This window comes from Polaribacter sp. Z014 (genome assembly GCF_023555435.1).
Classification (GTDB): domain Bacteria; phylum Bacteroidota; class Bacteroidia; order Flavobacteriales; family Flavobacteriaceae; genus Polaribacter.
Window position 1 is genome coordinate 143262 of the sequence record NZ_JALCZP010000006.1, and the last position, 26232, is coordinate 169493.

Sequence of the window (26232 nt, forward strand, 5' to 3'; positions counted from 1 at the left end):
GCGCAACCGGATAACAATTAAAACGAAGAAAATGGCAATTTTAAATTTTCAAAAACCAGATAAAGTTATAATGATTGAATCTACTGATTTTAAAGGTAGATTTGAGTTTAGACCTTTAGAACCAGGTTTTGGTTTAACCGTAGGAAATGCTTTAAGAAGAGTACTTTTATCTTCTTTAGAAGGATTTGCTATTACATCATTAAGAATTGATGGTGTAGAGCATGAGTTTTCAACAGTTCCTGGAGTTGTAGAAGATGTTACAGAAATTATTTTAAACTTAAAACAAGTTCGTTTTAAGAAACAAATAGAAGAAACTGATAGAGAAACTGTATCTGTTTCATTATCAGGTCAAGAGCAATTAACTGCTGGAGATTTACAGAAATTTATCTCTGGTTTTCAAATTTTGAATCCAGATTTAGTAATCTGTAATATGGATAAATCTGTAAAATTAAATGCAGAAATTACTATAGAAAAAGGTAGAGGATTTGTACCTGCAGAAGAAAATAAAAAGGCTTCAGCACCAATAGGAACAATCTTTACAGATTCTATATACACACCAATTAAGAATGTAAAATATGCAATCGAAAATTATCGTGTAGAACAAAAAACGGATTATGAAAAATTAGTTTTCGATATAGATACTGATGGATCAATAAATCCTAAAGAGGCATTAACTGAGGCTGCAAAAATATTAATTCACCACTTTATGTTATTCTCTGATGAGCGTATCACTTTAGAGGCTGATGAAATTGCACAAACAGAAACGTATGATGAAGAATCATTACACATGCGTCAGTTATTAAAAACTAGATTAATCGACATGGATTTATCTGTAAGAGCTTTAAATTGTTTAAAGGCTGCAGAAGTAGATACATTAGGAGATTTAGTTTCTTTTAACAAAAGTGATTTAATGAAATTTAGAAACTTTGGTAAAAAATCATTAACAGAACTAGAAGAATTAGTTATTGTTAAAGGTTTAAGTTTTGGAATGGATTTAACAAAATACAAATTAGATAGAGATTAATTTTTCATAATTTGCTCCTCATAGTGAGTTGATGCAAGATGAAATAATAAAACAAAGGTCATGAGACACGGAAAAAAGCATAATCATTTAGGAAGAACTACTTCACACAGAAAGGCAATGTTAGCTAATATGACATGTTCTTTAATAGAACATAAACGTATTAACACTACAGTGGCAAAAGCAAAAGCATTAAGAGTTTTTGCAGAACCATTAATAACAAAGTCTAAAAGTGATACTACTCACAACAGACGTGTTGTATTTTCTCACTTACGTGATAAATATGCAGTTACAGAATTATTCAAAGAAATTTCTGTAAAAGTAGCAGATAGACCAGGAGGTTATCTTCGTATTATTAAGTTAGGAAATCGTCAAGGAGATAATGCTCCTATGGCAATGGTAGAATTAGTTGATTACAACGAAATTTACAATCCTAATGGTAAAAAAGCTAAGAAAACTACACGTAGAGGAAGAAGCAAAAAAGCGGATGCTCCACAAGTAGAAGGAACGGCAACAGAAGAAAAATCTGAAGAATAAAAAATGAAAATTTTTTAAATTATATAAAAGGGATAAGCGTTTACGTTTATCCCTTTTTTTTATATTTTTGCATTAAGAAACACAACAACTATCAATGAAATATCAAACACGAAAAAAGGCGCTTGTTTTATTAGCAGATGGAACAATTTTTTATGGTAAATCCGTAGGAATAGAAGGAACATCAACTGGTGAAATCTGTTTCAATACAGGAATGACAGGTTATCAAGAAATATTTACTGATCCATCTTATTTTGGTCAGTTAATGGTGGCAACAAATGCTCATATTGGTAATTACGGGGTAAATGATAATGAAGTAGAATCTGACGGAATTAAAATTTCTGGTTTAATTTGTAGAAATTTTAGTTTTACACATTCTAGAGTTGATTCTAATGGAAGCTTAAAAGATTGGTTTACAAAACATAATCTTGTGGCTATTTCTGATGTTGATACCAGAGCATTAGTAGCATATATTAGAGACAATGGTGCAATGAATGCAATTATTTCTACTGATGTAGAAAATATTGATGCTTTAAAGAAACAATTAGCATCTGTACCAAGTATGGAAGGATTAGAATTGGCTTCTAAAGTATCTACTAAAGAATCTTATTTTGTTGGTGATGAGAATGCAGAAATTAGAATTTCTGCTTTAGACATTGGAATTAAAAAGAATATTTTAAGAAACTTGGCAAAAAGAGGGGCTTATATTAAAGTATTTCCATTCAATGCTAAGTTTGAAGATTTATTAGATTTTAATCCTGATGGTTATTTTATCTCTAATGGACCTGGAGATCCAGAACCATTAATTGAAGCACAAGAACTAGCACAAGAAATTATCAAAAGAAATTTACCTTTGTTTGGTATCTGTCTAGGACACCAAGTAATTGCTTTGGCTAATGGAATTTCTACTTATAAAATGCATAATGGTCATAGAGGAATTAATCATCCTGTTAAAAACTTATTGACGGGTAAAGGAGAAATTACTTCACAAAATCATGGTTTTGCTATTAATAGAGAAGAAACAGAAGCTAATGACAATGTAGAAATTACACATGTTCATTTAAATGATCATACAGTAGCTGGAATTCGTATAAAAGATAAGAATGCGTTTTCTGTTCAATATCACCCAGAAGCAAGTCCAGGACCACATGATTCTGAATATTTATTTGATCAATTTATTGAAAATATTATAGCAGCAAAAAAAGTTTTGTCTTAGTTTATAGGTTATATGTAGTAGCTTTAATGTTGATGAACAATTGTTAAAGTATCTATAACTTTTAAATATTATTTTTGAGTTGTGACGTAAAAATCACATTCTTTTTCATATCAATTTTCCCACTCATTTTATGAGTGGGTTTTTTATTTTATCTAGAATTATTTTAGCAAACGTTTTCGTAATTAATTGGGCTCAAATTATTAAATACATAAGACATTTCGTAATTTAGCCAAAGCAAGTAAAAAGATTTTAAATTAATTAAATAATAAATAAAATGAGCATTATAATTAGCGTTCACGCACGTCAAATTTTTGATTCAAGAGGTAATCCAACAGTAGAAGTAGATGTTACTACAGAAAATGGTATTTTAGGTAGAGCGGCAGTTCCTTCTGGAGCTTCTACAGGAGAGCATGAAGCTGTAGAATTACGTGATGGTGGAAAAGATTACATGGGAAAAGGTGTTTTAAAAGCAGTTTTTAATGTAAATAATATTATTGCACCAGAGTTATTAGGTACTTCTGTTTTTGAACAGAATGCTATTGATCAATTAATGATTGATTTAGATGGTACTCCAAATAAATCTAAATTAGGAGCTAACGCTATTTTAGGAGTTTCTTTAGCTGCTGCTAAAGCTGCTGCGAATGAGTTAGGTATGCCTTTATATAGATATGTAGGTGGTGTTTCTGCTAATACTTTACCATTACCAATGATGAATATCATTAATGGTGGTTCTCATTCAGATGCTCCTATTGCATTTCAAGAATTTATGATTATGCCAGTTCAGGCAGAAACTTTTTCTCAAGCATTAAAAATGGGATCTGAAATTTTCCATAACTTAAAGAAAGTTTTACATGACAGAGGTTTATCTACTGCTGTAGGTGATGAAGGTGGTTTTGCACCAACTTTAGACGGAACAGAAGATGCTATCGAAACAATTGCATTAGCGGTTAAAAATGCTGGTTATGTTTTTGGTGAACAAGTAAAAATTGCATTAGACTGTGCTTCTGCAGAGTTTTATGTTGATGGTAAATACGATTATACTAAATTTGAAGGAGATAAAGGTGTTATCCGTACTAGTAAAGAACAAGCTGATTATTTAGCAGAATTAGCTTCTAAATATCCAATTATTTCTATTGAAGATGGAATGGATGAAAATGACTGGGATGGAACAAAATATCTTACTGAATTAATTGGAGATAAAGTTCAATTAGTAGGTGATGATTTATTTGTTACTAATGTAGAGCGCTTAGCTAAAGGAATTGAAAACGGAATAGCAAATTCAATTTTAATTAAAGTAAACCAAATTGGTAGTTTAACAGAAACTATTGCAGCTGTTAATATGGCTAAAAATGCTGGTTATACAACAGTAATGTCTCACAGATCTGGTGAAACAGAAGATAATACTATTGCAGATTTAGCAGTAGCTTTAAATTGTGGACAAATAAAAACTGGTTCTGCTTCTCGTTCTGATAGAATGGCAAAATACAACCAATTATTACGTATTGAAGAAGAATTAGGAGCAACTGCTTATTTTCCAGGAGAAAAGGCTTTTAATTTATAAATAAATATTTTTTTTAAAAATAATTGAACCTCATAAGAAATTATGAGGTTTTTTTTGCAGTATTCTTACATAAATTAAGATTATCTTAAAATATCTAAAATCTATTAGAACAACCTTTTAAAATGTCTTAAAATTTGGTATCTTCGTCAAACTTAACAATACTAAAAAATCATCATTAATGTCAGATATAGCTAAATTAACAATTGGAGAAGATTCATATGAATTTCCACTTATAAAGGGAACAGAAAATGAGGTTGCCATAGATATTAAAACCCTAAGAAGTGCAACTAATGGAGTAATAACTATTGATCCTGGATTTAAGAACACAGGTTCTTGTGAAAGTGCTGTTACTTTTTTAGATGGAGAAAAAGGGATTTTACGATATAGAGGTTATTCAATAGAAGAATTAGCAGAAAAAGCAGACTTTTTAGAAGTTTCTTACGCTTTAATATTTGGAAACTTACCTAATAAAGAACAATTAGATAAATTTCAGAATGACATTAGAGATCATTCTTTAGTAGATGATGATATTAGAAAGATTATGGAAGCATTTCCAAAAACTGCGCACCCTATGGGAGTTATATCTTCTTTAACAAGTGCGTTAACTGCTTTTAACCCTTCTTCTGTAAATGTTGAGTCTAGAGAGGATATGTATAATGCTATTGTACGTATTATGGCTAAATTCCCTGTTTTGGTGTCTTGGACAATGCGTAAGAAAAAAGGGATGCATTTAAATTATGGAAAAAAATCTTTAGGGTATGTAGAGAACTTGATGTTTATGATGTTTAAACAACCTAACGAAGATTTTATCATTAATCCAATTGTTAAAGATGCATTAGATAAGTTGTTAATTTTACATGCAGACCATGAGCAAAACTGTTCTACATCTACAGTAAGAATTGTGGGTTCTTCTAAAGCGGGGTTATTCCCTTCTCTTTCTGCTGGGATTTCTGCACTTTGGGGTCCATTACATGGTGGGGCTAATCAAGCAGTTTTAGAAATGTTAGAAGCTATAAAAGCGGATGGAGGAGATACTAAAAAATACATGGCAAAAGCAAAGGATAAAGAAGATTCTTTCCGTTTAATGGGCTTTGGTCATAGAGTTTATAAGAATTTTGATCCAAGAGCTAAAATTATTAAAGCTGCAGCAGATGAACTTTTAAATGATTTAGGTGTTGAAGACCCTATTTTAGATATTGCAAGAGCCTTAGAGGAAGAAGCTTTAAGTGATCCTTATTTTGTGGAAAGAAAATTATATCCGAACGTAGATTTTTATTCTGGTATTATCTACAGAGCTATGGGAATCCCTACTGAAATGTTTACAGTAATGTTTGCTTTAGGACGTTTACCTGGTTGGATTGCTCAATGGAAAGAAATGCGTCTTAATAAAGAACCAATAGGTAGACCACGTCAAATTTATACAGGTGAAAATTACAGACCATTTGTTGGTATAGAAAAAAGATAAATTTTATTACATTTACAAAATCAAAGCTTCATAAATTTATGAAGCTTTTTTTATCCATTTTATCTATGTTAAAATTAAATATCAATAACGAAACATCACGATTAAGAGCTGTAATTTTAGGAACTGCCAAAAGTAATGGAGGCATACCTAGGTTAGAAGATTGTTATGATCCTAAAAGTATTAAACATGTTTTGGCAGGTACTTATCCGAAAGAATCTGAAATGATTGAGGAGATGGAAATGCTCGCAAAAGTTTTTAAAAAGTATGATGTACAGGTATTTCGACCAGATATAATTGAAGACTATAATCAAATATTTTCTAGAGATATAGCCTTTGTAATTGAAGACACTTTTATTGAAGCAAATATCCTTCCAGAAAGAGAAAAAGAGTATAAGGCTATAGGTAAAGTGATCTCACAAATTAATAAAGAAAATGTAGTTGTTTTACCTAAGGAATGTCATATAGAAGGTGGTGATGTAATGCCTTGGAATGAGTATATTTTTATAGGTACTTATTCTGGAAGTGATTATGCTGATTATATTACTGCTCGTACAAATATAGATGCTGTAATTGCACTTCAAGAATTATTTCCTCAAAAGAAGGTTAAATCTTTTGAACTAAGAAAATCAAATACCAATGCAAAAGAAAACGCATTGCATTTAGACTGTTGTTTTCAACCCATCGGTAAAGACAAAGCTATTCTTCATAAAAATGGTTTTTTAATTGAAAGAGAATATGAATGGTTGGTTAATTTTTTCGGAGAGGAAAATATTTTCGAAATTACCAAAGAAGAAATGTATAATATGAATAGTAATATTTTTTCTATTTCTGAAGAAGTTATTGTTTCTGAAAAAAACTTTACCCGATTAAATACTTGGTTAAGAGAAAATGGTTTTACAGTAGAAGAAGTAAGTTATGCAGAAATAGCGAAACAAGAAGGATTGCTTAGGTGTTCTACATTGCCTTTAATTAGGGATTAAACCAGAAGTCCTAAAAGTATTTTTGCTAGATTTGGTTAAAAGATATTTAGATGGTTTATAAGTAGGTGATTTTTTAGTTTAATATGTTGAATCTATATTTTTTGAAGAATATCTGATATATAATAGGATTATTTTTTTTCGAGTTTTATTGTTTTGTTTAGGTACATCTTAAAGATTTTTATTTAGATAAAAGATAAATAATTATAAATTTTGTGAGCAACTTTAAATCTTAGTAAACTTCTAACAAATTCCATTTCGTCATTCTTTTTAAAGTGTCTATCTTTATCGGTTGTAATTAGTCACTTATTTAATGGAACTCTACAAAGAAAATCAACTTAAAGTATACAACTCTTTATCAAAGAAAAAAGAGAATTTTAAAACCATAACAGACGGATACGTAGGTATGTATGTTTGTGGTCCAACCGTTTATAGCAACGCGCATTTAGGTAATGTTAGAACCTTTATGTTTTTTGATGTTGTGTATCGTTATTTATTGCATTTAGGTTATAAAGTACGTTATGTGCGTAATATTACAGATGCGGGGCATTTAGAAAATGATGCAGATGAAGGGGAAGATAAAATTGCAAGAAAAGCACGTTTAGAACAAATTGAACCAATGGAAGTTGTACAACGTTACACGGTAGATTTTCATGATGTTTTAAAAAACTATAATTTTTTACCACCAAGTATAGAGCCAACAGCAACAGGACATATTGTAGAACAGATAGAAATGATTAAAGAAATCATAGAAAAAGGTTTTGCATACGAAGTAAATGGTTCTGTCTATTTTGATGTACACGAGTACAATAAAAAAGAAAATTACGGAATCCTATCTGGAAGAAAAGTAGAAGATTTATTAAATAATACAAGAACTTTAGACGGGCAATCAGACAAGAAAAACCCACAAGATTTTGCACTTTGGAAAAAAGCAGATGAACGTCATATTATGCGTTGGCCTTCTCCTTGGTCAGACGGTTTTCCGGGTTGGCATTTAGAGTGTTCTGTAATGAGTACAAAATATTTAGGCGAAAGTTTTGATATACATGGTGGTGGAATGGATTTAAAATTTCCGCATCACGAATGTGAAATTGCACAATCTAAAACATGTAGCGGTGTAACGCCTGTAAATTACTGGATGCACACAAATATGCTTTCTTTAAACGGTCAAAGAATGGCAAAATCTACAGGTAATTTTATTTTACCAAATGAAATTTTATCTGGAGAAAATAACATTTTACCAAAACCATTTTCTGCAAGTGTGGTTCGTTTCTTTAATATGCAGGCCAATTATAGAAGTATTTTAGATTTTTCTGGTGATGCTTTAGAAGCGTCAGAAAAAGGACATTCTAAATTAATGGAAGCTGTAAATTTCTTAGAAAAAATTGAAGCAGGTAAAACATCTACTTTCAATGTTCAGGAATGGAAAAAAGCTTGTTATGCTGCTATGAACGATGATTTTAACACGCCAATGTTAATTCCGCAATTATTTGAAGCTGTAAAAGTGATCAATCAAATAAAAGAGCATAAAGCAAGTTTAACTGCAGATGATTTAACTGAATTTAAAACAACAATGAATGCATTTGTATTTGATGTTTTAGGGTTGATGAATGAAAATTCTCAAGACAATTCAGAAAAAATAAATGGAGTTGTAGAATTGCTAATAAAGTTAAGAAAAGAAGCAAGAGAAAATAAAGATTGGGCATTGTCAGACCAAATTAGAGATGAACTAATTGCATTAGGAATTCAATTAAAAGATGGTAAAGAAGGTACCACATTTTTAATCAATTAAAAAGAAAATTACGAATTACAAATTATGAATTTTCAAGTTTTTGAGTGTGATTGTCATTTCGAAAGAGGAACGATTGAGAAATCTCAGAATCAAGATGTATTCATTTAATTTTTAATAAATAATCATTGAAAAAAATACTTTCATATCCATTTATATTGCTAGTTCGCTTTTACCAAGTGGCAATTTCTCCATTTACACCAGCAACTTGTAGATACAGTCCCACGTGTTCACATTACACAATTGAGGCTTTACAAAAACATGGATTGTTTTCGGGAGGTTGGTTGGCATTAAAAAGAATTTTTAGTTGTCATCCTTGGGGAGGAAGTGGTTATGATCCGGTACCGGATAAAAAGGAAGAATAAAAATATTGTCATCTCGAGCGCAGTCGAGAGATTTTTTAATAGTACATTTTTAACGAGGTCTCTACTGCGCTCGACCAGACATAGAATAAAAAAATATGAGCTTTTTAGCAATTACATGGAATCCTTCAATAGGAATAGATTTAGGTTTTTTTACCGTTCGTTGGTACAGTTTAATGTTTGTAGCAGCATTTTTATTGGGGTTAAGACTAATGAAAAAAATCTATGTTGAAGATAAAATTCCTGAAGAAAAGTTAGATGTATTATTTATGTATGTCTTTGTTTCTATGCTTGTTGGTATGCGTTTAGGGGATGTGTTCTTTTATAGTTGGGACTATTATCAGAACCATTTATTAGAAATATTTTTACCGATAAAAGAAAGTGCAACAGATTCTTTATTCGGAATTATAAAAGGTTGGAAATTTACAGGTTTTACAGGTTTTGCAAGTCATGGAGCTGCAATTGGTATTCCAATAGCTTTATATTTTTATGCAAAAAAACACTTACAAAAACCTTGGTTGTTTATCTTAGATAGATTAGCAATTATGGTTGCTTTAGGAGGTTTCTTTATCCGTTTTGGAAACTTTTTTAATTCAGAAATTTATGGAAAAGCAACAGGTTCTAGCTTTGGAGTCATTTTTAAAGCAGCAGGAGAAACAGTACCAAGACACCCAACACAATTATATGAAGCATTTAGTTACTTAGTATTGTTTTTTGTAATGTGGCATTTATATTGGAAAACGGATAAAAAGAAACAAACAGGATATCTTTTTGGTCTTTTTATGGTAGTACTTTGGTCACTACGTTTCTTTATTGAATTCTTAAAAGAAGCACAAGTAGACGGTAGAGAAGATTGGGTATTTAACTCCTTAAATACAGGACAAGTATTAAGTATACCACTCGTTCTAATTGGTGTTTGGCTAATGTTTAGAAAGGTTAAATAATTTTATTTTATTATTATTTAATCTTTTAGTAAAATTAACCTCTTTTTTGTAAGTTTACTGTTCAGTTATTCAAAACCCTAATAAGTTTAACTCAACTATGAAATTTTTAATTTGCTTATTCTTTCTATTTGCATTTTTGCAAATGCCTTTACATGCACAAAGTTTATCCTATTCAGGTCCTAACCATTTCGATATTACAAAAGTCGATTTTGTAAGAGCTACAAACGGTATAACTTCATACGAAACAACGCCTAATGGAATGGCGTTTGGAGACGGAGGAACAAAGTTTTATACAGTTGGTTCTAGTGGGAATTTTGTTAGTCAATTTAACCTAACTATACCTTACGATTTATCTACAATGTCTCATTTAGATAAATACTTTTTTATAGCATCGAGTGTAGAAAGTAATCCACAAGATGTAACTTTTAACACATCTGGCTCTAAAATGTATATTACAGGAGAAGATGATGAGGATATTACAGAGTTTGATTTATCTATAAATTGGGATGTTTCTTCTGCCACAATTAATGACACTTTTAATATTTCGGCAGCTATATTTTCTTATGACGGCTCTTCTGCAACAAGGCCTCATGGTATTACTTTTAATAATGATGGTTCTAAGTTATATGTATTAGAAAGAGATACAGATAAAGTGTATGAATTTAATTTAAGCCCTGCTTTTGATGTTTCTACTGCAACAACAGGTGTTGTCGCTGAATTAGACGTTTCCGGACAAGAAACAAATCCTAGAGGTCTTGCATTTAATAATGATGGAAGTGAACTTTATGTTATTGGGATGACTGGTGATGATATAAATACTTACACATTTACATCAGGTAATGAATTTAATTTATCTTTTGCAACTTATTCCTCTAACTACTCAATACAAGCGAATGAAACAGCACCACAAGAAGTAATTTTTAATGATATTGGTTCTAAGTTTTATGTTGTTGGTAGAGTTGGTGCAGATGTAGATGAATATACGCTATCTGCTAATTTCGATTTTACATCTACAGTAACTTATTTAGATAGTTATAAGTTAGAAACAATAGAAAAAACAACACATGATGTATTATTTAATACAGATGGAACTAAGATGTATGTTGCAGGAGATGATTTAAATTCAGTGTCACAGTTTTCCTTATCTACTCCGTATGATATTTCAACAATAATTTTTGAGGATGCTTTATCTATTAGTACAGAAGAAACTTTTATTAGAGGTATACAATTTAACAATACTGGAAATAGGTTTTACATTATAGGTTCTCAATCTGATGATTTAGAAGAGTATGCTGTTTCTACACCTTTTGATTTATCTTCTACAGTTACTCATTTAGATAGTTATAATGTAAATGTAGATGATTCAAATCCATCTAGTTTTACTTTTAATAATGATGGTAGTCTGTTGTTTGTTGTAGGAAACAGTACAGATAGAGTAATTGTTTATTCACTTTCTACTAATTATGATTTATCAGGTATTGCATCTGGTCCTTTAGGTAGTTTTTCTGTTAATGCAGATGATGATACACCTACAGGTTTATCTTTTAATAATGATGGAACAAAGTTTTTTATTACAGGTGATCAAAAGAACAAAGTTTTTGAATATACTTTAATTACTCCATTCGATTTAATAACCAGAACACCGATTTTAACAAACGAATATTTAATATCTTCAATAGAAAATAGTCCAACAGGCATTACATTTAATAATTCAGGGGCTAAAATGTATATAGTCGGTTTCGAAAATGATAATGTTAATGAGTTTAATTTAACAAAAGGTTTTTTACCAGAAGTTGCAATAACAAACAACGGAACATTAAGTACTTCTAATCCTTTAGTTGTAAGTATTAGCGGTGATACTTTTGCTGATATAGACGGAGATGGTTTATTAGATGAAACTACAGAATTTACAATTACAAATTTACCAGATGGATTAACACCTATTTTTACATTATCTAATGGAGATACCGTGGCGACACTTTCTTTTACAGGAGTCGCAAAATCTCATTTAGATACGGATGATGTGGCAGATTTAGTTTTTAATTTTACAGATGCAGCTTTTACATCATCTAGTGCAGCAATAGTTACTAACGCAGTAGCATTTTCAGGTTTTGTTGGTGTCAATTTTATAAGTTGTTATAATGATATTATTTATAATGGAACTTCTTGGTCTGGAGGGAGTGGTGCAAATGGACAACCAACAATTGCAGATGCTACAAAAGGAGTTCGTATTCAATCTGACGTTACTTTAACAGAAGATGTAGATTGTTTTTGTTTAAATATAGAGTCTGGTAATACTTTATCTGTAGCAGCTGATTTAGAATTAAATGTTTCAGGATCTTTAGAGTTAATAGGAGATTTAAGACTTTTAGGAACCGCTCAATTAAAACAAACACATACGGGTGTTAAAAATGCATCTGGTGCCGGAAATCTTTATAAAGATGTAAAAGGTAATTTAAAAAACGTTTACCAATCAAGTTACTGGTCGTCACCAGTAACAACAAACGGAGAAACATATAATATTAAAGGCATTTTAAAAGACGGAACAACTCCTTTAACAGAGACCAATACACCTTTAGATATTAATTTTTCTGCAGATTTTGACGGAGATTACACTACCTCTCCAATAACACTAAGTACAAGGTGGTTGGCTAAATTTGTAAACAGTGGCGATTGGACAAGACAGATAAATGAATCTACAGCATTATTAAACCCTGTAGAAGGTTTTAATAAAAAAAGTACAGGAAATCCAGCTGGTCAAAATTATACATTGGTGGGTAGACCAAATGATGGGGAATATACCAGTGAAATAGCTGGAACTGGTGCATTGAGTCTCTTAGGAAACCCGTATCCATCGCCAATAAAAGCAGATACGTTTATTTCTGATAATGCAGGGGTTATTGTTGGTACGCTTTATTTTTATGACTCAGGAGATGATACATCTCATTATACAGGAGAATATTTGGGCGGTTATGCTACGAGAACTTCAGGTGTTGGAGCTCCGGCTTCTGGCCTAGGAGGAGTAAGAACTAAAACTCCAAAACAAAATATAGATATAGGACAAGGATTTTTTGTAGAAGCATCTGCTACTGGTCGAACTATCAATTTTAACAACGCACAAAGAGTTTTTGATATTGATGGTTCATCAACAGAAGTATATCATAAAAATAACTCAGTTGCAAAGAAAAAATCTTTCCCTATTTTAAGAATAGGTTTTGAGTTCTTGTTAACAGACCAAACGTATCACAGACAAGTAAGTGTAGGTCTTAGAGGACTTACGGCTGAATATGAAGATGGTTATGAAGCAGAAATGTGGGATTATAAATCTACAGATATGGCGTTAAAAATTGAAAACAAAGATTTTCCCTATGCAATTACAGGTATAGAAGATTTTGATAAATCTTTAATAATTCCTTTAAAAGTGCAAACTAATTTAAATAGAGATGTTACTTTTAAGATAGATAATATGACAGATATAGACTCTGATGTTTATTTATATGATAGTGCAACAAAAAGTTATGTTGATATTACTTCGGGTAGTACAATAGTAAATCTAGATGCAGGTGTTTATGATGATCGTTTTTTTATCACTTTTAATCAAACTGTTCTAGGTTTAGATATAAGTGAAATAAATAAATTTACAGTTAAAAATCAGAATAAGCAACTTGTTATTTCATCAAAAGAAATATTCGATGAAATTTATATTTATAATTTATTAGGCCAAAATGTTGCTTTTAAAAAGAATTCTTTAAAAAAATCTGAGATTAAAATAAGTATTGCAAATATTAAGAAAGGAATTTACATTGTATCAGGAAAAAGTTCTAAAGGGAATTTTACGCGAAAAATTAATATAAACTAAATTTTATTAATTGGTTTGCTAATTGTAATTTCGCCGATGTATGAGTAAATTAAAACAACGTTGGGGAGTAAATAGTAATTGGTCTATTATAGCAATCATTTTAGTTTTTTCTATAAACGGTTCTTTTGCTACTTGGGTGGCAAAACCTTTAACTAGTTTTTTAGGGTTATCTCAAGAAACAACAAACCCTTGGGTATTTTGGCCTTTAAGAATTCTATTGATTTTTCCTATTTACCAAGCAACACTTCCTATTGTAGGTTGGTGTTTTGGACAGTTTAAATTCTTTTGGGCTTTTGAGAAAAAGTTTTTAAGCAGACTAGGTTTAGGATTTTTATTTAAAAAAGAAAATTAAGACGATATAATTTCTTTTACTTCTTCCTTATTAATAACATAACTGTAAAACCACATTATTGTAAATGTTGGTATCACATCTAAAAAAGGGAGTGCTTCCTCAATAAAACTAAATATAGCAGCCATTTTTCCTTGCTTTCCTTTATACATTTTAGTCATTATATATCCAGATAAAGGAGCCCAAATAACATCTATAAAAGGTATTGGAATGATACCAATAATATCTAATACAATGCTTAAAATTAATTTTTTGTATTTCTTAGTCATACTTATTTTTTAGTAAAATAAATCAAAATTCTTGCCAAATACGACTTATTTAAAAGCGAAATTAATAAATTTGTTAAAATTAAATTTTTCTCGGTGGATTTTAATGTTTTCAAAAATAAAATAGTCCAATTTAAAACAATTGAATTAGGTGGTTTAGAGGCTCAATTTAAATTAGCACCTAAAATGCGCTTAAAATTTGATGCTGATAAAATTATAGCGAATAATCCAAGAAAAGCAGCAGTGTTGGCGTTGTTTTATCCCAATAGAAAAAATGAAACTTGTTTTTTACTAACACAAAGGGCTAGTTATAAAGGTGCACATTCTGCACAAATAAGTTTTCCCGGAGGGAAGTTAGATAAAACAGACAGAGATCTTGAAAATACAGCATTAAGAGAAACTTTTGAGGAAGTAGGAGTTGCTGAGGCATCTATAGAAATAATTAGAGAATTAACAGATGTGTATATTCCGCCAAGTAATTTTTTAGCAACCCCATTTTTAGGTTTTACAAATGAACGACCTAATTTTATTTTAAATTATGAAGTAGAGCAAACGATAGAGGTTTTATTAAGAGATTTGCTAAATGAAACCAATATAAGCTCTGTAAATATGAATACCTCTTATATGGATAATATAGAAGTACCTTGCTTTAAATTAGAAGATTATATTGTGTGGGGAGCAACGGCTATGATGCTTTCAGAAATTAAAGAACTCTTAAAATAGCTTCTTTCTTATTTGTTTTGTAAGTTTGTTAATCTAACTAAAACTAATTAATAATGCCTTTATTTAAAAGGAATCCATTTGGCCATATTTTATTGTTAAAAAAATGGCTTATCAGAATTTTCGGAATTGTATCTCACGGTAGATATCATAAATTCAATAATTTACATATTGAAGGATCTGAGAACCTTAAAAATTTACCAGATTCAGGGGTCTTATTTATTTCTAATCACCAAACTTATTTTGCGGACGTAGCAGCTATGTATCATGTTTTTAATGCTTCTTTAAGTGGTAGAGACGATTCTATAAAAAATATTGGCTATATCTGGAAACCTAAATTAAATGTATATTTTGTTGCGGCAGGTGAGACCATGAGATCTGGTATTTTACCTAAAATATTTGCTTACATGGGGTCTGTTTCTATAGAAAGAACATGGCGTAGTGCTGGTAAAGATGTAAAAAGACAAGTTAAAAACTCAGACATTTCTAATATTGGTAAAGCCATAAAAGATGGTTGGGTAATTACATTTCCACAAGGTACAACTACACCCTTTAGGCCAATTAGAAGAGGTACTGCACATATTATTAAAACTTATAAGCCAGTTGTAGTGCCTATTGTTATTGATGGTTTTAGACGTTCTTTTGATAAAAAAGGATTAAGTATTAAGAAACGTAATGTTTTACAATCTATGGTAATTAAAGAGCCATTAGAAATAGATTACGAAAATGAAAGTATTGCAGAAATTGTAACTAAGATAGAATTTGCTATTGAACAACATCCGTCATTTTTAAAAGTTTTATCTGTAAAAGAATTAGAAGAATTAACAAAAGAAGAAGAAGCCTTAAATAAGAAAAGAGCTTTTTGGAGTTGATCATTTGATTCAGAAAATAATATTAAACCTCGACATTTCGAGGTTTTTTTATGCAAAACAAAATAATTTTCAAGTTTTATGGTTTAATCAATTAGCTTCTTTTTTAGACTTCTAAAAGCGTTTACAATAACCTCATAAAAACTATATAGATAAACCCTAATTAAGCTGTATATTTGCAGTCAGAAAAAAACGATATGCGTACAAAAACCATCAAAAAAAATAAGATTAACGTAGTTACTTTAGGGTGTTCTAAAAATATTTACGATTCTGAGGTGTTAATGGGACAATTAAAAGCCAACGGAAAAGAGGTTGTTCATGAAGATGAAAATGATGATGGAAATATTGTCGTTATTAATACTTGTGGATTTATAGGTAAGGCTAAAGAGGAATCTATAGATACTATTTTGCATTATGCCAAAAGAAAAGAAGCGGGTGAAATTGATAAGGTTTTTGTTTCTGGATGTTTAAGTGAACGCTATAAACCAGATTTAGAGGCAGAAATAAAAAATGTAGATCAATATTTTGGTACGCACGATTTACCAAACTTATTGCAAGCTTTAGAAGCAGATTATAAACACGAATTAATCGGAGAACGTTTAACAACAACTCCAAAACATTATGCATATTTAAAAATTGCAGAAGGTTGCGATAGACCTTGTTCTTTTTGTGCAATTCCTTTGATGAGAGGAAAACATGTTTCAACTCCTATTGAAGATATTGTTACAGAAGCAACAAAGTTAGCGGCAAAAGGAATTAAAGAAGTAATGTTAATCGCGCAAGATTTAACATATTACGGATTAGATATTTATAAAAAACGTTCTTTAGCGCAATTGTTAGAAGCATTGGCTAAAGTAGAGGGAATTGAATGGATTAGAATGCATTATGCTTTTCCTACAGGTTTTCCTATGGATGTTTTAGAAGTGATGAAACGTGAACCTAAAGTATGTAATTACTTAGACATTCCGTTACAACATATTAACACAGAGTTGTTAAAGTCTATGAAACGTGGTACAACTCATGAAAAAACAACTGCTTTAATTCATAAATTTAGAGAAGCTGTGCCAGAAATGGCAATTAGAACGACACTAATTGTTGGGTATCCTGGGGAAACAGAAGAAATGTTTCAAGAGTTAAAAGATTGGATTGAAGAAATGCGTTTTGAACGTATGGGTGCTTTCGAATATTCTCATGAAGAAAATACAGGAGCTTATGTTTTAGAAGATGATGTACCTGCAGAAGTAAAGTTTCAAAGAGTCAATGAGATTATGGAAATTCAATCTCAAATTTCTTGGGAATTGAATCAAGAAAAAATAGGAAAAACATTTAGATGTTTATTCGACAGAAAAGATGGTGAGTTTTTCTACGGAAGAACAGAATCTGATTCGCCAGACGTTGATAACGATGTTATTGTAGATGCCAAAGAACATTATATTAAAATTGGTGAATTTATAGATATTAAAATCCACGAAGCCGGAGATTATGATTTATACGGAACGCCAACTGTTAAGCAAGAAAAGCCTGTTTCTTTAAATCAAAAGAGAAAATAATAAATAAAAAGTAAAAAAAACCACTCGTTAGAGTGGTTTTTTTATGGTTTAAAATAAAGTGATGTTACTTTAATTTATCAGAATTTAATAAGAAAACAGCATTGGCAACAAATAGTTTTCCGTTTTGCCAGAAAGATCTAAACAAAGGATTGTCTACCATATAAATAATACTTCCGCTACCTATTTGTTCTTCTGCAAATAAAATAGATTTCGGTACATTTTTCACCGCTTTACTACCTGCATAACCAGATACGTTTTTAGCTTCTTTATCAAAATAAGCAACGTTATTACCGTCTTTTAAATATTCGTAAGAAGTACTGCCTAATTTTAATGAAAAATATTCTTTTCCATATCCAAAAGCTAACGGATGCGTATTGTCTAAAGTACTTTTAAAGATACTACCTGTAATTAAATTAGCAACATCTTTACGCTCTTTAGCTGCGTAAGGAGTAAGGTCTGCATCTTTAATTTTATCTCCAGATATTTTCTTCTTTAAAGAGAATTCCTTTTTATCAGCAAAACTATTTAAGGCATTTCCAATGGCAATTAAAGTTCCTCCAGAACGTGTCCATTTTTTTACTTTCTCTAAAGTAGTTTTTGTTAAGACCTTACTATAAGCACCATTCGGAATGATAATAACATCATATTTAGAATAGTCTAAAAATCCAAAGTTTTCCGTATTTACATTCGTTATTGGGTATTGTAATTGTGTTTCAAAGAAATGCCAAATCTCGCCAAAACTTAATGACGAAGTTCCTTTACCAGATAAAACGGCAATTTTTTGATGGTTGATTGGTTTCACAGAATAAGAACCAAAATCGACTCCAGAAGAAACAAAACCAGTTTTTACAGCAGCTAATTCTCTTTGGTGTTTATTTGCAATGGAGATTAACTTAGTATCAAAAGCAGTATCTCTATTGTCATTTCTTAGAATAATAAGAGTTCCTCTTTTATATGATTTTCCTGCGATAGAAAAAGGTTTCTCAGAAAAACGAGGCGTAATATTAGCTTGTAATAAAGCGCCTAAAAAAGTAGCATCGTCTAAACTATTCCATTTAGAAATATAGGCATACGCATTTTTATCAATAGCATTTGTAATAACGTTTGTGGTTTTACTAGTACTAGAACTTACTTTAGTTTTAGAAGCAATTGCTTTAAATCCGTGTGCATACGGTAAAGACCAAGCAGTAATATCATACGTTAAAGAATCTACTAATTTTACTTTAGGTTCAAAAAGAACTTTTACCATTTTTCCTTTTGGCTGATTGGTATGTATTACTAAATCAGTAGAAGAGATAGCCATTTTTCCTTCTTTTTGGGTAGTATAATCATATCCTTTTACAATTCCGCTTTTAGTGTTTTCATATAGAATTTCATGCGTATCTAATAAAGCTTTTAAGCGATTCGTTTTGTCTTGATTCTCATTTTTTAAAACATAACTCTTGTATTCTAAAGAATTGTTATCAAAGAATTTTCTGAACTCAGTATTTAATTTTTCTGCATTTTTAGATGAAATTTCTACAGTAGACAAACCAGTAGTTAGATGATGAATTGCTCTGTCTTTTAAGGTTAACACTTCTCCTTCATCCGTTTTAATTCCTAAACCAGCCATTCCATGACCTGCTTGTTCATATGTCATACCAATAGCGCCCATGTAAGTTGGGTAGGTATCTCCGTAGCTTGGGTATAATAAATCGAAACTTTCTTTTGTAAAATACAGCCAACCTTCTTGGTCAAAATACTTCGCATTATTTTTTCCTACTTCAGTTTGAAATTCTCGTTGCCAATCAGAAATAACTTCATGAAAAGGTTCTGCTGCAGGTGCAAAATAATAAGGACTATTAATATATTGTTCATGGAAATCTACATGTACTTGTGGCATCCATTTATTATACATTTTTATGCGTTGCGCAGATTCTACTTGTGTTGCCCAAGCCCAATCTCTATTTAAATCGAATAAATAATGATTGGGTCTTCCTCCTGGCCAAGGTTCTGCATGTTCTTTTGCATCTTGGTTAATATTAAAAGGCGTACTTTTTACTTGGTTGTACCAATTTACATATCTATCTCGTCCATCTGGGTTTACAGCAGGATCTATAATAACAATCGTGTTTTCTAAATAAGCTTTCTTTTTAGTAACCAACTCGTAAAGCGTTAACATGGCAGCTTCTGTGCTAGAAGCTTCGTTTCCATGAACGTTGTAACTTAACCAAACAATGGCTTTGTTGTTTTTAGAATTTCCAGAAATGATACCTGTTTGAACAAGATTATTTTTTCTAATACTTTCTAAATTTTTAATATTTTCTTCGGATGAAATATAACTTAAATACAAAGGTCTGTGCTCATTTGTTTCTCCGTATTTTTCTAATTTAACATTCGGCAAAGTGCTGCTTACGTATTTAAAATAGTCTACTACTTTATGATGTCTTGTAAAGCGAGCTCCAATTTCATAGCCTAAAAATTCTGAAGGAGATTGTAGTGTTTGTGAAAATACACTTCCAATGGTTAAGAAAGCACTAATAAGTAATAGTTTAAGCTTCATATAAGTTGATTTTAAAACCAAAAGTAAGGAATATTTTATTTTATAATTCTATGCGTTTTTAGATTTTTGTTAAAAATTTGTTAGATTAATTTCAAGTTTTCGACAAAGATTTAAAATATTCGTATTTTTAACAAAAATTAATCAAACTACATGAACGCTATATCAGACTCTGATTGTTGTCTAAATTGTGTTATTCCTAATTAAATATGAAAATAACACAAATTCCATTTAAAAAAACAGGTTTTTTCTCTAAAACAATGATTGATTATTTAGAGAAGAATGAAGAAATACAACCATTTTATAACAACTTTCCAGATATTTCTGGTTTTCATAATCAGATAGAAGAAAAGCAAAAATCTTTTAGGTTGCAATCTAGATTAGTTTTGGTAGATGCTTTAAAAAATCAGTATAAAGGCTTTCATATTTCAGAGAAAACCAATGAATATATAGATAGTTTAAAGAAGCAAAATACATTTACAGTAACTACGGGGCATCAATTAAATTTGTTTACTGGGCCTTTGTATTTCTTATATAAAATTCTTTCTACCATTAATTTGTGCGAAGAATTAGCAGAGAAATTTCCTGAACAAAATTTTGTTCCAATTTATTGGATGGCAACAGAAGATCATGATTTTGAAGAAATTAATTATTTTAATTTCGACGGAAAAAAAGTAATGTGGAACAGAGAAGATGGTGGAGCAGTAGGAAGGTTTTCTACAGAAGGATTAGCTGCTGTTTTTGATGTTTTTTCTGAACATTTAGGGCATTCTAAAAATGCGGAATTTCTTAAAAAACTGTTTTCAGATGGTTATTTAAAGCATAATAATCTGGCGGATGCTACGCGTTATATTGCAAATGAATTGTTTAGTGATTATGGTTTGGTTATTTTAGATGGTGATGATGCTAGTTTAAAACAATTATTTAACCCAATTGTAAAAGAAGAATTAGAAAATGGAACTTCTTTTAAAGCCGTTTCTAAAACGATTGCAGATTTAGAAAAATTGTATAAAATTCAAGTAAACCCTAGAGAAATTAATTTATTTTATTTGGGTGATGATTTTAGAGAACGTATTCTTTTTGAAGACGGAATTTACAAAGTAAACAATACCGAAATTACTTTTTCGAAAACTGAAATTTTAAAAGAGGTTGATGAAAACCCAAAATCGTTTTCTCCAAATGTAATTATGAGACCTTTATATCAAGAGGTTATTTTGCCTAACCTTTGCTATTTAGGTGGAGGAGGAGAGATGGCGTATTGGTTAGAATTAAAAGATTATTTTGAAGAAGTAACTATTCCATTTCCTATTTTATTGTTACGTAATTCTGTGCAAGTAGTTTCTGAAAAACAGGCAAATAAATTAGAAAGACTAAATATTTCTTTAGAAGAATTATTTTTAGATCAATATGATTTATTGTCTCAAAAAGTGATAGAAAATTCTGATATTAAAGTAAACTTTGATGAAAAAATTCAGTTTTTAGAAAATCAATTTATAGAACTAAAAGAAGTAGCTAAACAAACAGATGTTTCTTTTGTGAATGCTGTAAATGCACAAGAAAGAAAGCAAATTAAAGGATTAGAGAATTTGCGAAAACGTTTGTTAAAAGCAGAGAAAAAAAGACAAAACGATTTAGTTGATAGAATTACGCAACTTCAAAATGAAATTTTACCAAACCAAAGTTTAGAAGAACGTCAACGTAACTTTTCTGAATACTATTTGGCGTATGGTTCATCATTTGTAAAAGCATTAAAAGGTGCTTTAAAACCGTTGCAATTAGAGTTTACAATTTTGGAGTTGTAATAATAACGCCGAGATTCACGGAGAAATTTAGTGGGGAAACACTGAGTTATTTTTAAAACTTAGATATTAAATAGTTTACTGTCATTTCGATATGAGTTTTTTTAAACGATTAAGAAATCTCATATACAATAACAAACTATTTTAAACTTAGCATCTAATTTCAATCAAGTTTATCTAATATAACTTACTTTTGACACACTGTTATAATTAGTAAAATTTGTGTAAACTCTTTACACTATAATTACACCAAATACAATGAAAGAAAAAGGCTTACATCCAAAAAATAAATTCAACAAAGGCTATAATTTTGATGAATTAAATGTTATAAATCCAGCATTAAAAGAGTTTGTGGCTAAAAACCAATATGGCACAGTGACCATAGATTTTTCAAATCCGGATGCTGTAAAAGAATTGAATAAAGCCTTATTATTTTCTTTCGATAAAATTACTACTTGGAATTTTGGTGATAACAACTTATGTCCACCAATTCCTGGTCGTTTAGATTATATTCATCATTTAGCAGATTTGCTTTCAGAAGAAAAAGATATTAAAATATTAGATATTGGTACAGGTGCTACAGGTATTTACCCTTTATTAGGTATTGCAGAATACAATTGGAATTTTGTGGCAACAGACATCGATTTAGATTCTTTAGATACTGTGCAAGATATTATAGACGATAATAATTTTACGGATAATATTGAACTACGTCAGCAATTGAACGAAGAGCAAATTTTAAAAGGAATCTTAAAAGATACCGATTCTTTTTCTGCAACCATGTGTAATCCTCCTTTCTACAAATCGGCAGAAGAAGCACAAGGAGCCAATGGTAGAAAATCTAGAAACTTAGGAAATAACGCAGTAAGAAACTTTGCAGGAAACAACAATGAACTTTGGTACATTGGTGGCGAGAAAGCATTTTTACATAATTATTTATACGAAAGCTCTTTGTTTCCTAAAAGTAGTAAATGGTTTACAAGTTTAGTTTCTAAGAAAGAAAACGTAAAGAGTTTAGAAAAATCTTCGGCAAAGTTAGGAGCTGTTGAGTTTAAAATTATTCCAATGCACCAAGGAAATAAAGTAACCAGAATTGTTGCTTGGAGATTTTAATCGCAGGGGGTAGCTTAGGATTTAATTTACGAAGATTTACCTTCTAAATGAAAAATATTTGTTTTGGAAGCAGTCCTCGTATTTGGGATTAAGGTTGTTGATTAAAACCAGTTCCATTTTGTAAACTAAAAAACATACATTATAAAAAAGGCTCAATCAACATATGTTGATTGAGCCTTTTTTATGAAATAAACAATATCTAATTTTCGAATCTATTTGAAATCGTCTGAGATCTCTCAATAGCTAAAAATACATTTGGTAATATAATCCAAAATGTCATTCCGAATGAGGAACGAAGAGGAATCTATTTATTTAAAGCTCTCTGTGAATCTCTGTGAAATTTCTCAAAGGATCTCTGTGTAATAATTAATTAAAAACTATATCTTCAATTTTATATTTTTTACAAACAAAATGTAAAATAGTATAGACTAACATGTGCACAAAAACCAAAGAGATAAAAGCATATAAAGGAACTCCTAATATTTGATAAGGCCAATAATACGTCCAAACACCTAAATAGATTGTAATTACTTCTCCAAAAGCAGGAAGAATTAATGCCAATAATATAGCTAAAATTATTTTGTTTTTAGAAGTTTTATTTTTTAAAATAGGAATTAATCTACCTTCTAATTCATATAAAAAGTGAAAAGCCAGCATCCAAGCAAAGGGTAACCAAAGAGGTAACTCTCTTTCAACTTCATGATATTCCCAATAGCCATTAGAAACCGCCCAATATTCACCAGAAACACCAATAATTGCAATTAAAAACATTCCAAAAAGTAAAACCCAATTTTTATTATTTTTTGGTACTAGGATTGTTTTGTTGACATGGTGTATTATTCTTATGATTAATATTACAGCTACAATTGCATCATATTTTTTTAATATTCCAATAAATACTCCAGCGATTATAAGTTTTAAAATTGCTTTTAAGATTTCTGAAAAAAACTTTTTTTTGTTGGTGATCAAAATTCTATGATTTTTTTTAAATTTATGGTATTTTTTATCATACAGATTAAAAGACACATAATAGGTGAGAAGAAAATAAATACTAAAAATAGTAAGAAATTTGAAACCGAAATTTAAAGTTAAAAAACCTTGAACACTTTCTATGGCTTGAAAGACAATATTGAAAGGAATTGTAAAATATAGGCTTTGTAGAATTGAATATTTAACTCTATTATCTCTTTTTGTTTCCTAATATTTTATAAAATTTTCGTTCTTTTTTAGATTGTTTTCTTTTGGATTCATGTCTTATATTTATAAGATTTCAAATATAAAAAAAACCGAAGGAAATTCCTTCGGTTTTTAAAACTCAATTTTTTGTAATTTCCTATAAATTAGGAATCACTAATTCCTGACCAATTTGAATAGCGTCTGGGTTTTTTAAGATGTTTGTATTAGCTTCAAAAATAGCATTGTATTTTCCAGATTTACCATAATACTTTTTAGATATTTTACCTAAAGTTTCTCCTTTTACAACGGTATGATTTGCAAAAACAGAAGTATCTGCAACTTCAATATTTGCCATAATGTCTGTTGGGCTTTCGCCACCAATTTCCTTTATTTTATCCCAAAGAAGGTTTTTTTCATATTGATTCTTTGCTGTTCCTGTTACGTGTAAAATACCATTTTCTTCTTTTACATCACCATTTGCAATAGCTAACTGTTCTCCTAAATCTAATACACCTTTATATTTTGCTTTCATACTATTTCTTTTAATTAATTGTTTATGATTTAAAAGTACAAAAAAACCGTAGCATTTAGCTACGGTTTTCGTTGAATGTAATATTCTGTATGTCGAAATTCTTCGTTTAAACGAGAAACGACCAATAATTTTAATTATTATAAATGTATCACTTCATCATAAGCATCTGCAACAGCTTCCATAACTGCTTCACTCATGGTTGGGTGAGGGTGAATTGTTTTTAACACTTCATGACCTGTAGTTTCTAATTTACGTCCTAAAACTGCCTCAGCAATCATATCAGTAACACCAGCACCAATCATGTGGCATCCTAACCATTCTCCGTATTTTGCATCAAAAATAACTTTTACAAATCCATCAGGAGTTCCAGCTGCTTTTGCTTTACCAGATGCTGAAAAAGGAAATTTACCAACTTTTAATTCGTAACCAGCTTCTTTAGCTTTTGCTTCCGTCATACCAACAGATGCAATTTCTGGAGTAGCATATGTACAACCAGGAACGTTACCGTAATCGATTGGTTCTGTATGTAAACCAGCTAATTTCTCGACACAAGTAATTCCTTCTGCAGAAGCAACGTGTGCCAAAGCTTGACCCGGAACTACATCTCCAATAGCATAATAACCAGGTATGTTTGTTTGGTAAAAATCGTTTACTAAAATTTTATCTCTGTCAACAATAATTCCAACATCTTCTAAACCAATATTTTCTATGTTAGATTTAATTCCAACTGCAGATAATAAGATATCAGCAGTTAAAGTTTCTTCTCCTTTTTTAGTTTTAACCGTTGCAACAACGCCTTCACCAGAAGTATCAACAGATTCTACAGAAGAATTTGTCATTACTTTAATTCCAGATTTTTTAATAGAACGTTCAAATTGTTTAGAAACATCAATATCTTCTACCGGTACAACGTTTGGCATAAACTCTACAATAGTAACCTCAGTTCCCATAGAGTTATAAAAATGAGCAAACTCAACACCAATTGCCCCAGAACCTACAATAATCATAGATTTAGGTTGGCTTGGTAAATTCATTGCTTGTCTGTAACCAATTACTTTTTTACCATCTTGCGGTAAGTTTGGTAATTCTCTAGAACGAGCACCTGTTGCAATAATAATATTGTCTGCGCTGTATTCTGTTACGGTACCATCAGCAGCAGTAACATCTACTTTTTTACCTGTTTTAATTTTACCAAAACCGTCAATAATATCAATTTTGTTTTTCTTCATTAAAAAAGCAACACCTTTGCTCATTCCATCAGCAACACCACGACTTCTTTTAATTACAGCTTCAAAATCTTTATCAATAGCTTCAGCCTTTAAACCATATTGGTCTACATGTTTTAAATAATCGTAAACCTGTGCAGATTTTAACAATGCTTTTGTAGGTATACATCCCCAGTTTAAACAAATCCCACCTAAGTGTTCTTTCTCTACAATGGCAACTTTAAAGCCTAATTGAGAAGCTCTAATTCCTGTTACATAACCTCCAGGACCACTTCCAATAATAATGATATCGTATTTCATAATTGTATATTTAACTTTTTATTTCTTTGTTTGGGCGTTTTAACAGGCTTTCCGTTATATCTTTT

Annotated in this window: 21 protein-coding genes; 16 read left to right on the forward strand and 5 right to left on the reverse strand. The window is 30.4% G+C overall.

Annotated features, from left to right (window positions below; translation table 11 throughout):
* Positions 1-31: 31 nt before the first annotated feature.
* The 11 genes from MPF19_RS09915 (at position 32) to MPF19_RS09965 (ending at position 14080) form a co-directional block, all read left to right on the forward strand.
* Positions 32-1024 (forward strand): DNA-directed RNA polymerase subunit alpha, encoded by a 993-nt coding sequence (locus MPF19_RS09915; RefSeq protein WP_203392057.1) that lies wholly within the window; start codon positions 32-34, stop codon positions 1022-1024.
* Between the two features lie 60 nt (positions 1025-1084).
* The gene (gene rplQ / locus MPF19_RS09920; RefSeq protein WP_068451564.1) at positions 1085-1558 is read left to right on the forward strand and encodes a 50S ribosomal protein L17; all 474 of its coding nucleotides are present in this window, start codon (positions 1085-1087) and stop codon (positions 1556-1558) included.
* Between the two features lie 94 nt (positions 1559-1652).
* The gene (gene carA / locus MPF19_RS09925) at positions 1653-2771 is read left to right on the forward strand and encodes a glutamine-hydrolyzing carbamoyl-phosphate synthase small subunit (protein ID WP_249988075.1); all 1119 of its coding nucleotides are present in this window, start codon (positions 1653-1655) and stop codon (positions 2769-2771) included.
* A gap of 274 nt (positions 2772-3045) precedes the next feature.
* A complete protein-coding gene (gene eno, locus MPF19_RS09930) occupies positions 3046-4332 on the forward strand; it encodes a phosphopyruvate hydratase (RefSeq protein WP_249988077.1) in 1287 nt (428 codons plus the stop codon).
* 178 nt (positions 4333-4510) lie between these two features.
* Positions 4511-5797 (forward strand): citrate synthase, encoded by a 1287-nt coding sequence (locus MPF19_RS09935; RefSeq protein WP_203392060.1) that lies wholly within the window; start codon positions 4511-4513, stop codon positions 5795-5797.
* A gap of 65 nt (positions 5798-5862) precedes the next feature.
* Positions 5863-6777 (forward strand): dimethylarginine dimethylaminohydrolase family protein, encoded by a 915-nt coding sequence (locus tag MPF19_RS09940; RefSeq protein WP_249988136.1) that lies wholly within the window; start codon positions 5863-5865, stop codon positions 6775-6777.
* Between the two features lie 310 nt (positions 6778-7087).
* Entirely contained in the window at positions 7088-8566 is a 1479-nt protein-coding gene (cysS, locus tag MPF19_RS09945) for a cysteine--tRNA ligase (protein WP_249988079.1), read from the forward strand.
* 125 nt (positions 8567-8691) lie between these two features.
* The gene (gene yidD / locus MPF19_RS09950; protein ID WP_249988081.1) at positions 8692-8928 is read left to right on the forward strand and encodes a membrane protein insertion efficiency factor YidD; all 237 of its coding nucleotides are present in this window, start codon (positions 8692-8694) and stop codon (positions 8926-8928) included.
* Between the two features lie 95 nt (positions 8929-9023).
* Entirely contained in the window at positions 9024-9869 is an 846-nt protein-coding gene (gene lgt / locus MPF19_RS09955; protein ID WP_249988083.1) for a prolipoprotein diacylglyceryl transferase, read from the forward strand.
* A 97-nt stretch (positions 9870-9966) separates the two neighbouring features.
* Positions 9967-13728, forward strand: coding sequence for a DUF8693 domain-containing protein (locus MPF19_RS09960; RefSeq protein ID WP_249988085.1), 3762 nt, complete (start codon positions 9967-9969; stop codon positions 13726-13728).
* A gap of 40 nt (positions 13729-13768) precedes the next feature.
* Positions 13769-14080: a DUF6787 family protein gene (locus tag MPF19_RS09965; RefSeq protein WP_203392064.1), complete on the forward strand. Its 312-nt coding sequence runs from the start codon at positions 13769-13771 to the stop codon at positions 14078-14080.
* Here MPF19_RS09965 and MPF19_RS09970 read toward each other — a convergent pair.
* Positions 14077-14346 carry a hypothetical protein gene (locus MPF19_RS09970; RefSeq protein ID WP_249988087.1) on the reverse strand — a complete coding sequence of 90 codons (270 nt, stop codon included), beginning with the start codon at positions 14344-14346 and terminating at the stop codon, positions 14077-14079. The genes MPF19_RS09965 and MPF19_RS09970 overlap by 4 nt on opposite strands.
* Positions 14347-14439: 93 nt before the next feature.
* On the opposite strand from MPF19_RS09970, the gene MPF19_RS09975 reads away from it, so the two are divergent.
* The 3 genes from MPF19_RS09975 (at position 14440) to rimO (ending at position 17482) form a co-directional block, all read left to right on the forward strand.
* Positions 14440-15066, forward strand: coding sequence for an NUDIX hydrolase (locus MPF19_RS09975; RefSeq protein WP_249988088.1), 627 nt, complete (start codon positions 14440-14442; stop codon positions 15064-15066).
* Between the two features lie 53 nt (positions 15067-15119).
* Complete coding sequence (locus tag MPF19_RS09980; protein ID WP_249988091.1) at positions 15120-15935, forward strand: lysophospholipid acyltransferase family protein; 816 nt, start codon at positions 15120-15122, stop codon at positions 15933-15935.
* Positions 15936-16129: 194 nt separating this feature from the next.
* Positions 16130-17482, forward strand: coding sequence for a 30S ribosomal protein S12 methylthiotransferase RimO (gene rimO, locus MPF19_RS09985; protein ID WP_249988093.1), 1353 nt, complete (start codon positions 16130-16132; stop codon positions 17480-17482).
* A 64-nt stretch (positions 17483-17546) separates the two neighbouring features.
* Here the strand turns inward: rimO and MPF19_RS09990 are convergent, their stop codons facing one another.
* Positions 17547-20024: a M14 family metallopeptidase gene (locus MPF19_RS09990; RefSeq protein WP_249988095.1), complete on the reverse strand. Its 2478-nt coding sequence runs from the start codon at positions 20022-20024 to the stop codon at positions 17547-17549.
* 206 nt (positions 20025-20230) lie between these two features.
* Between MPF19_RS09990 and bshC the strand changes: the two genes are divergently transcribed.
* Together bshC and rlmF are read left to right on the forward strand one after the other, a co-directional pair.
* Positions 20231-21823: a bacillithiol biosynthesis cysteine-adding enzyme BshC gene (gene bshC / locus MPF19_RS09995; protein ID WP_249988096.1), complete on the forward strand. Its 1593-nt coding sequence runs from the start codon at positions 20231-20233 to the stop codon at positions 21821-21823.
* Positions 21824-22078: 255 nt separating this feature from the next.
* On the forward strand, positions 22079-22933 hold the full coding sequence (rlmF, locus tag MPF19_RS10000) for a 23S rRNA (adenine(1618)-N(6))-methyltransferase RlmF (protein ID WP_249988098.1): 855 nt from the start codon (positions 22079-22081) through the stop codon (positions 22931-22933).
* A gap of 366 nt (positions 22934-23299) precedes the next feature.
* Here the strand turns inward: rlmF and MPF19_RS10005 are convergent, their stop codons facing one another.
* The 3 genes from MPF19_RS10005 to lpdA form a co-directional block, all read right to left on the reverse strand.
* Entirely contained in the window at positions 23300-23902 is a 603-nt protein-coding gene (locus MPF19_RS10005; protein ID WP_203392107.1) for a hypothetical protein, read from the reverse strand.
* Between the two features lie 364 nt (positions 23903-24266).
* On the reverse strand, positions 24267-24641 hold the full coding sequence (locus MPF19_RS10010; protein ID WP_249988100.1) for a LysM peptidoglycan-binding domain-containing protein: 375 nt from the start codon (positions 24639-24641) through the stop codon (positions 24267-24269).
* A 137-nt stretch (positions 24642-24778) separates the two neighbouring features.
* Positions 24779-26167, reverse strand: a complete 1389-nt coding sequence (gene lpdA / locus MPF19_RS10015) for a dihydrolipoyl dehydrogenase (protein WP_249988102.1) — start codon at positions 26165-26167, stop codon at positions 24779-24781.
* Positions 26168-26232 lie beyond the last annotated feature (65 nt).

Excerpts from the sequence above, each read along its gene's own strand:
- MPF19_RS09915 (WP_203392057.1), top strand. The coding sequence starts at position 32 with ATGGCAATTTTAAATTTTCAAAAACCAGATAAAGTTATAATGATTGAA.
- rplQ (WP_068451564.1), top strand. The coding sequence starts at position 1,085 with ATGAGACACGGAAAAAAGCATAATCATTTAGGAAGAACTACTTCACAC.
- carA (WP_249988075.1), top strand. The coding sequence starts at position 1,653 with ATGAAATATCAAACACGAAAAAAGGCGCTTGTTTTATTAGCAGATGGA.
- eno (WP_249988077.1), top strand. The coding sequence starts at position 3,046 with ATGAGCATTATAATTAGCGTTCACGCACGTCAAATTTTTGATTCAAGA.
- MPF19_RS09935 (WP_203392060.1), top strand. The coding sequence starts at position 4,511 with ATGTCAGATATAGCTAAATTAACAATTGGAGAAGATTCATATGAATTT.
- MPF19_RS09940 (WP_249988136.1), top strand. The coding sequence starts at position 5,863 with ATGTTAAAATTAAATATCAATAACGAAACATCACGATTAAGAGCTGTA.
- cysS (WP_249988079.1), top strand. The coding sequence starts at position 7,088 with ATGGAACTCTACAAAGAAAATCAACTTAAAGTATACAACTCTTTATCA.
- lgt (WP_249988083.1), top strand. The coding sequence starts at position 9,024 with ATGAGCTTTTTAGCAATTACATGGAATCCTTCAATAGGAATAGATTTA.
- MPF19_RS09960 (WP_249988085.1), top strand. The coding sequence starts at position 9,967 with ATGAAATTTTTAATTTGCTTATTCTTTCTATTTGCATTTTTGCAAATG.
- MPF19_RS09965 (WP_203392064.1), top strand. The coding sequence starts at position 13,769 with ATGAGTAAATTAAAACAACGTTGGGGAGTAAATAGTAATTGGTCTATT.
- MPF19_RS09970 (WP_249988087.1), bottom strand. The coding sequence starts at position 14,346 with ATGACTAAGAAATACAAAAAATTAATTTTAAGCATTGTATTAGATATT.
- MPF19_RS09980 (WP_249988091.1), top strand. The coding sequence starts at position 15,120 with ATGCCTTTATTTAAAAGGAATCCATTTGGCCATATTTTATTGTTAAAA.
- rimO (WP_249988093.1), top strand. The coding sequence starts at position 16,130 with ATGCGTACAAAAACCATCAAAAAAAATAAGATTAACGTAGTTACTTTA.
- MPF19_RS09990 (WP_249988095.1), bottom strand. The coding sequence starts at position 20,024 with ATGAAGCTTAAACTATTACTTATTAGTGCTTTCTTAACCATTGGAAGT.
- bshC (WP_249988096.1), top strand. The coding sequence starts at position 20,231 with ATGAAAATAACACAAATTCCATTTAAAAAAACAGGTTTTTTCTCTAAA.
- rlmF (WP_249988098.1), top strand. The coding sequence starts at position 22,079 with ATGAAAGAAAAAGGCTTACATCCAAAAAATAAATTCAACAAAGGCTAT.
- MPF19_RS10010 (WP_249988100.1), bottom strand. The coding sequence starts at position 24,641 with ATGAAAGCAAAATATAAAGGTGTATTAGATTTAGGAGAACAGTTAGCT.
- lpdA (WP_249988102.1), bottom strand. The coding sequence starts at position 26,167 with ATGAAATACGATATCATTATTATTGGAAGTGGTCCTGGAGGTTATGTA.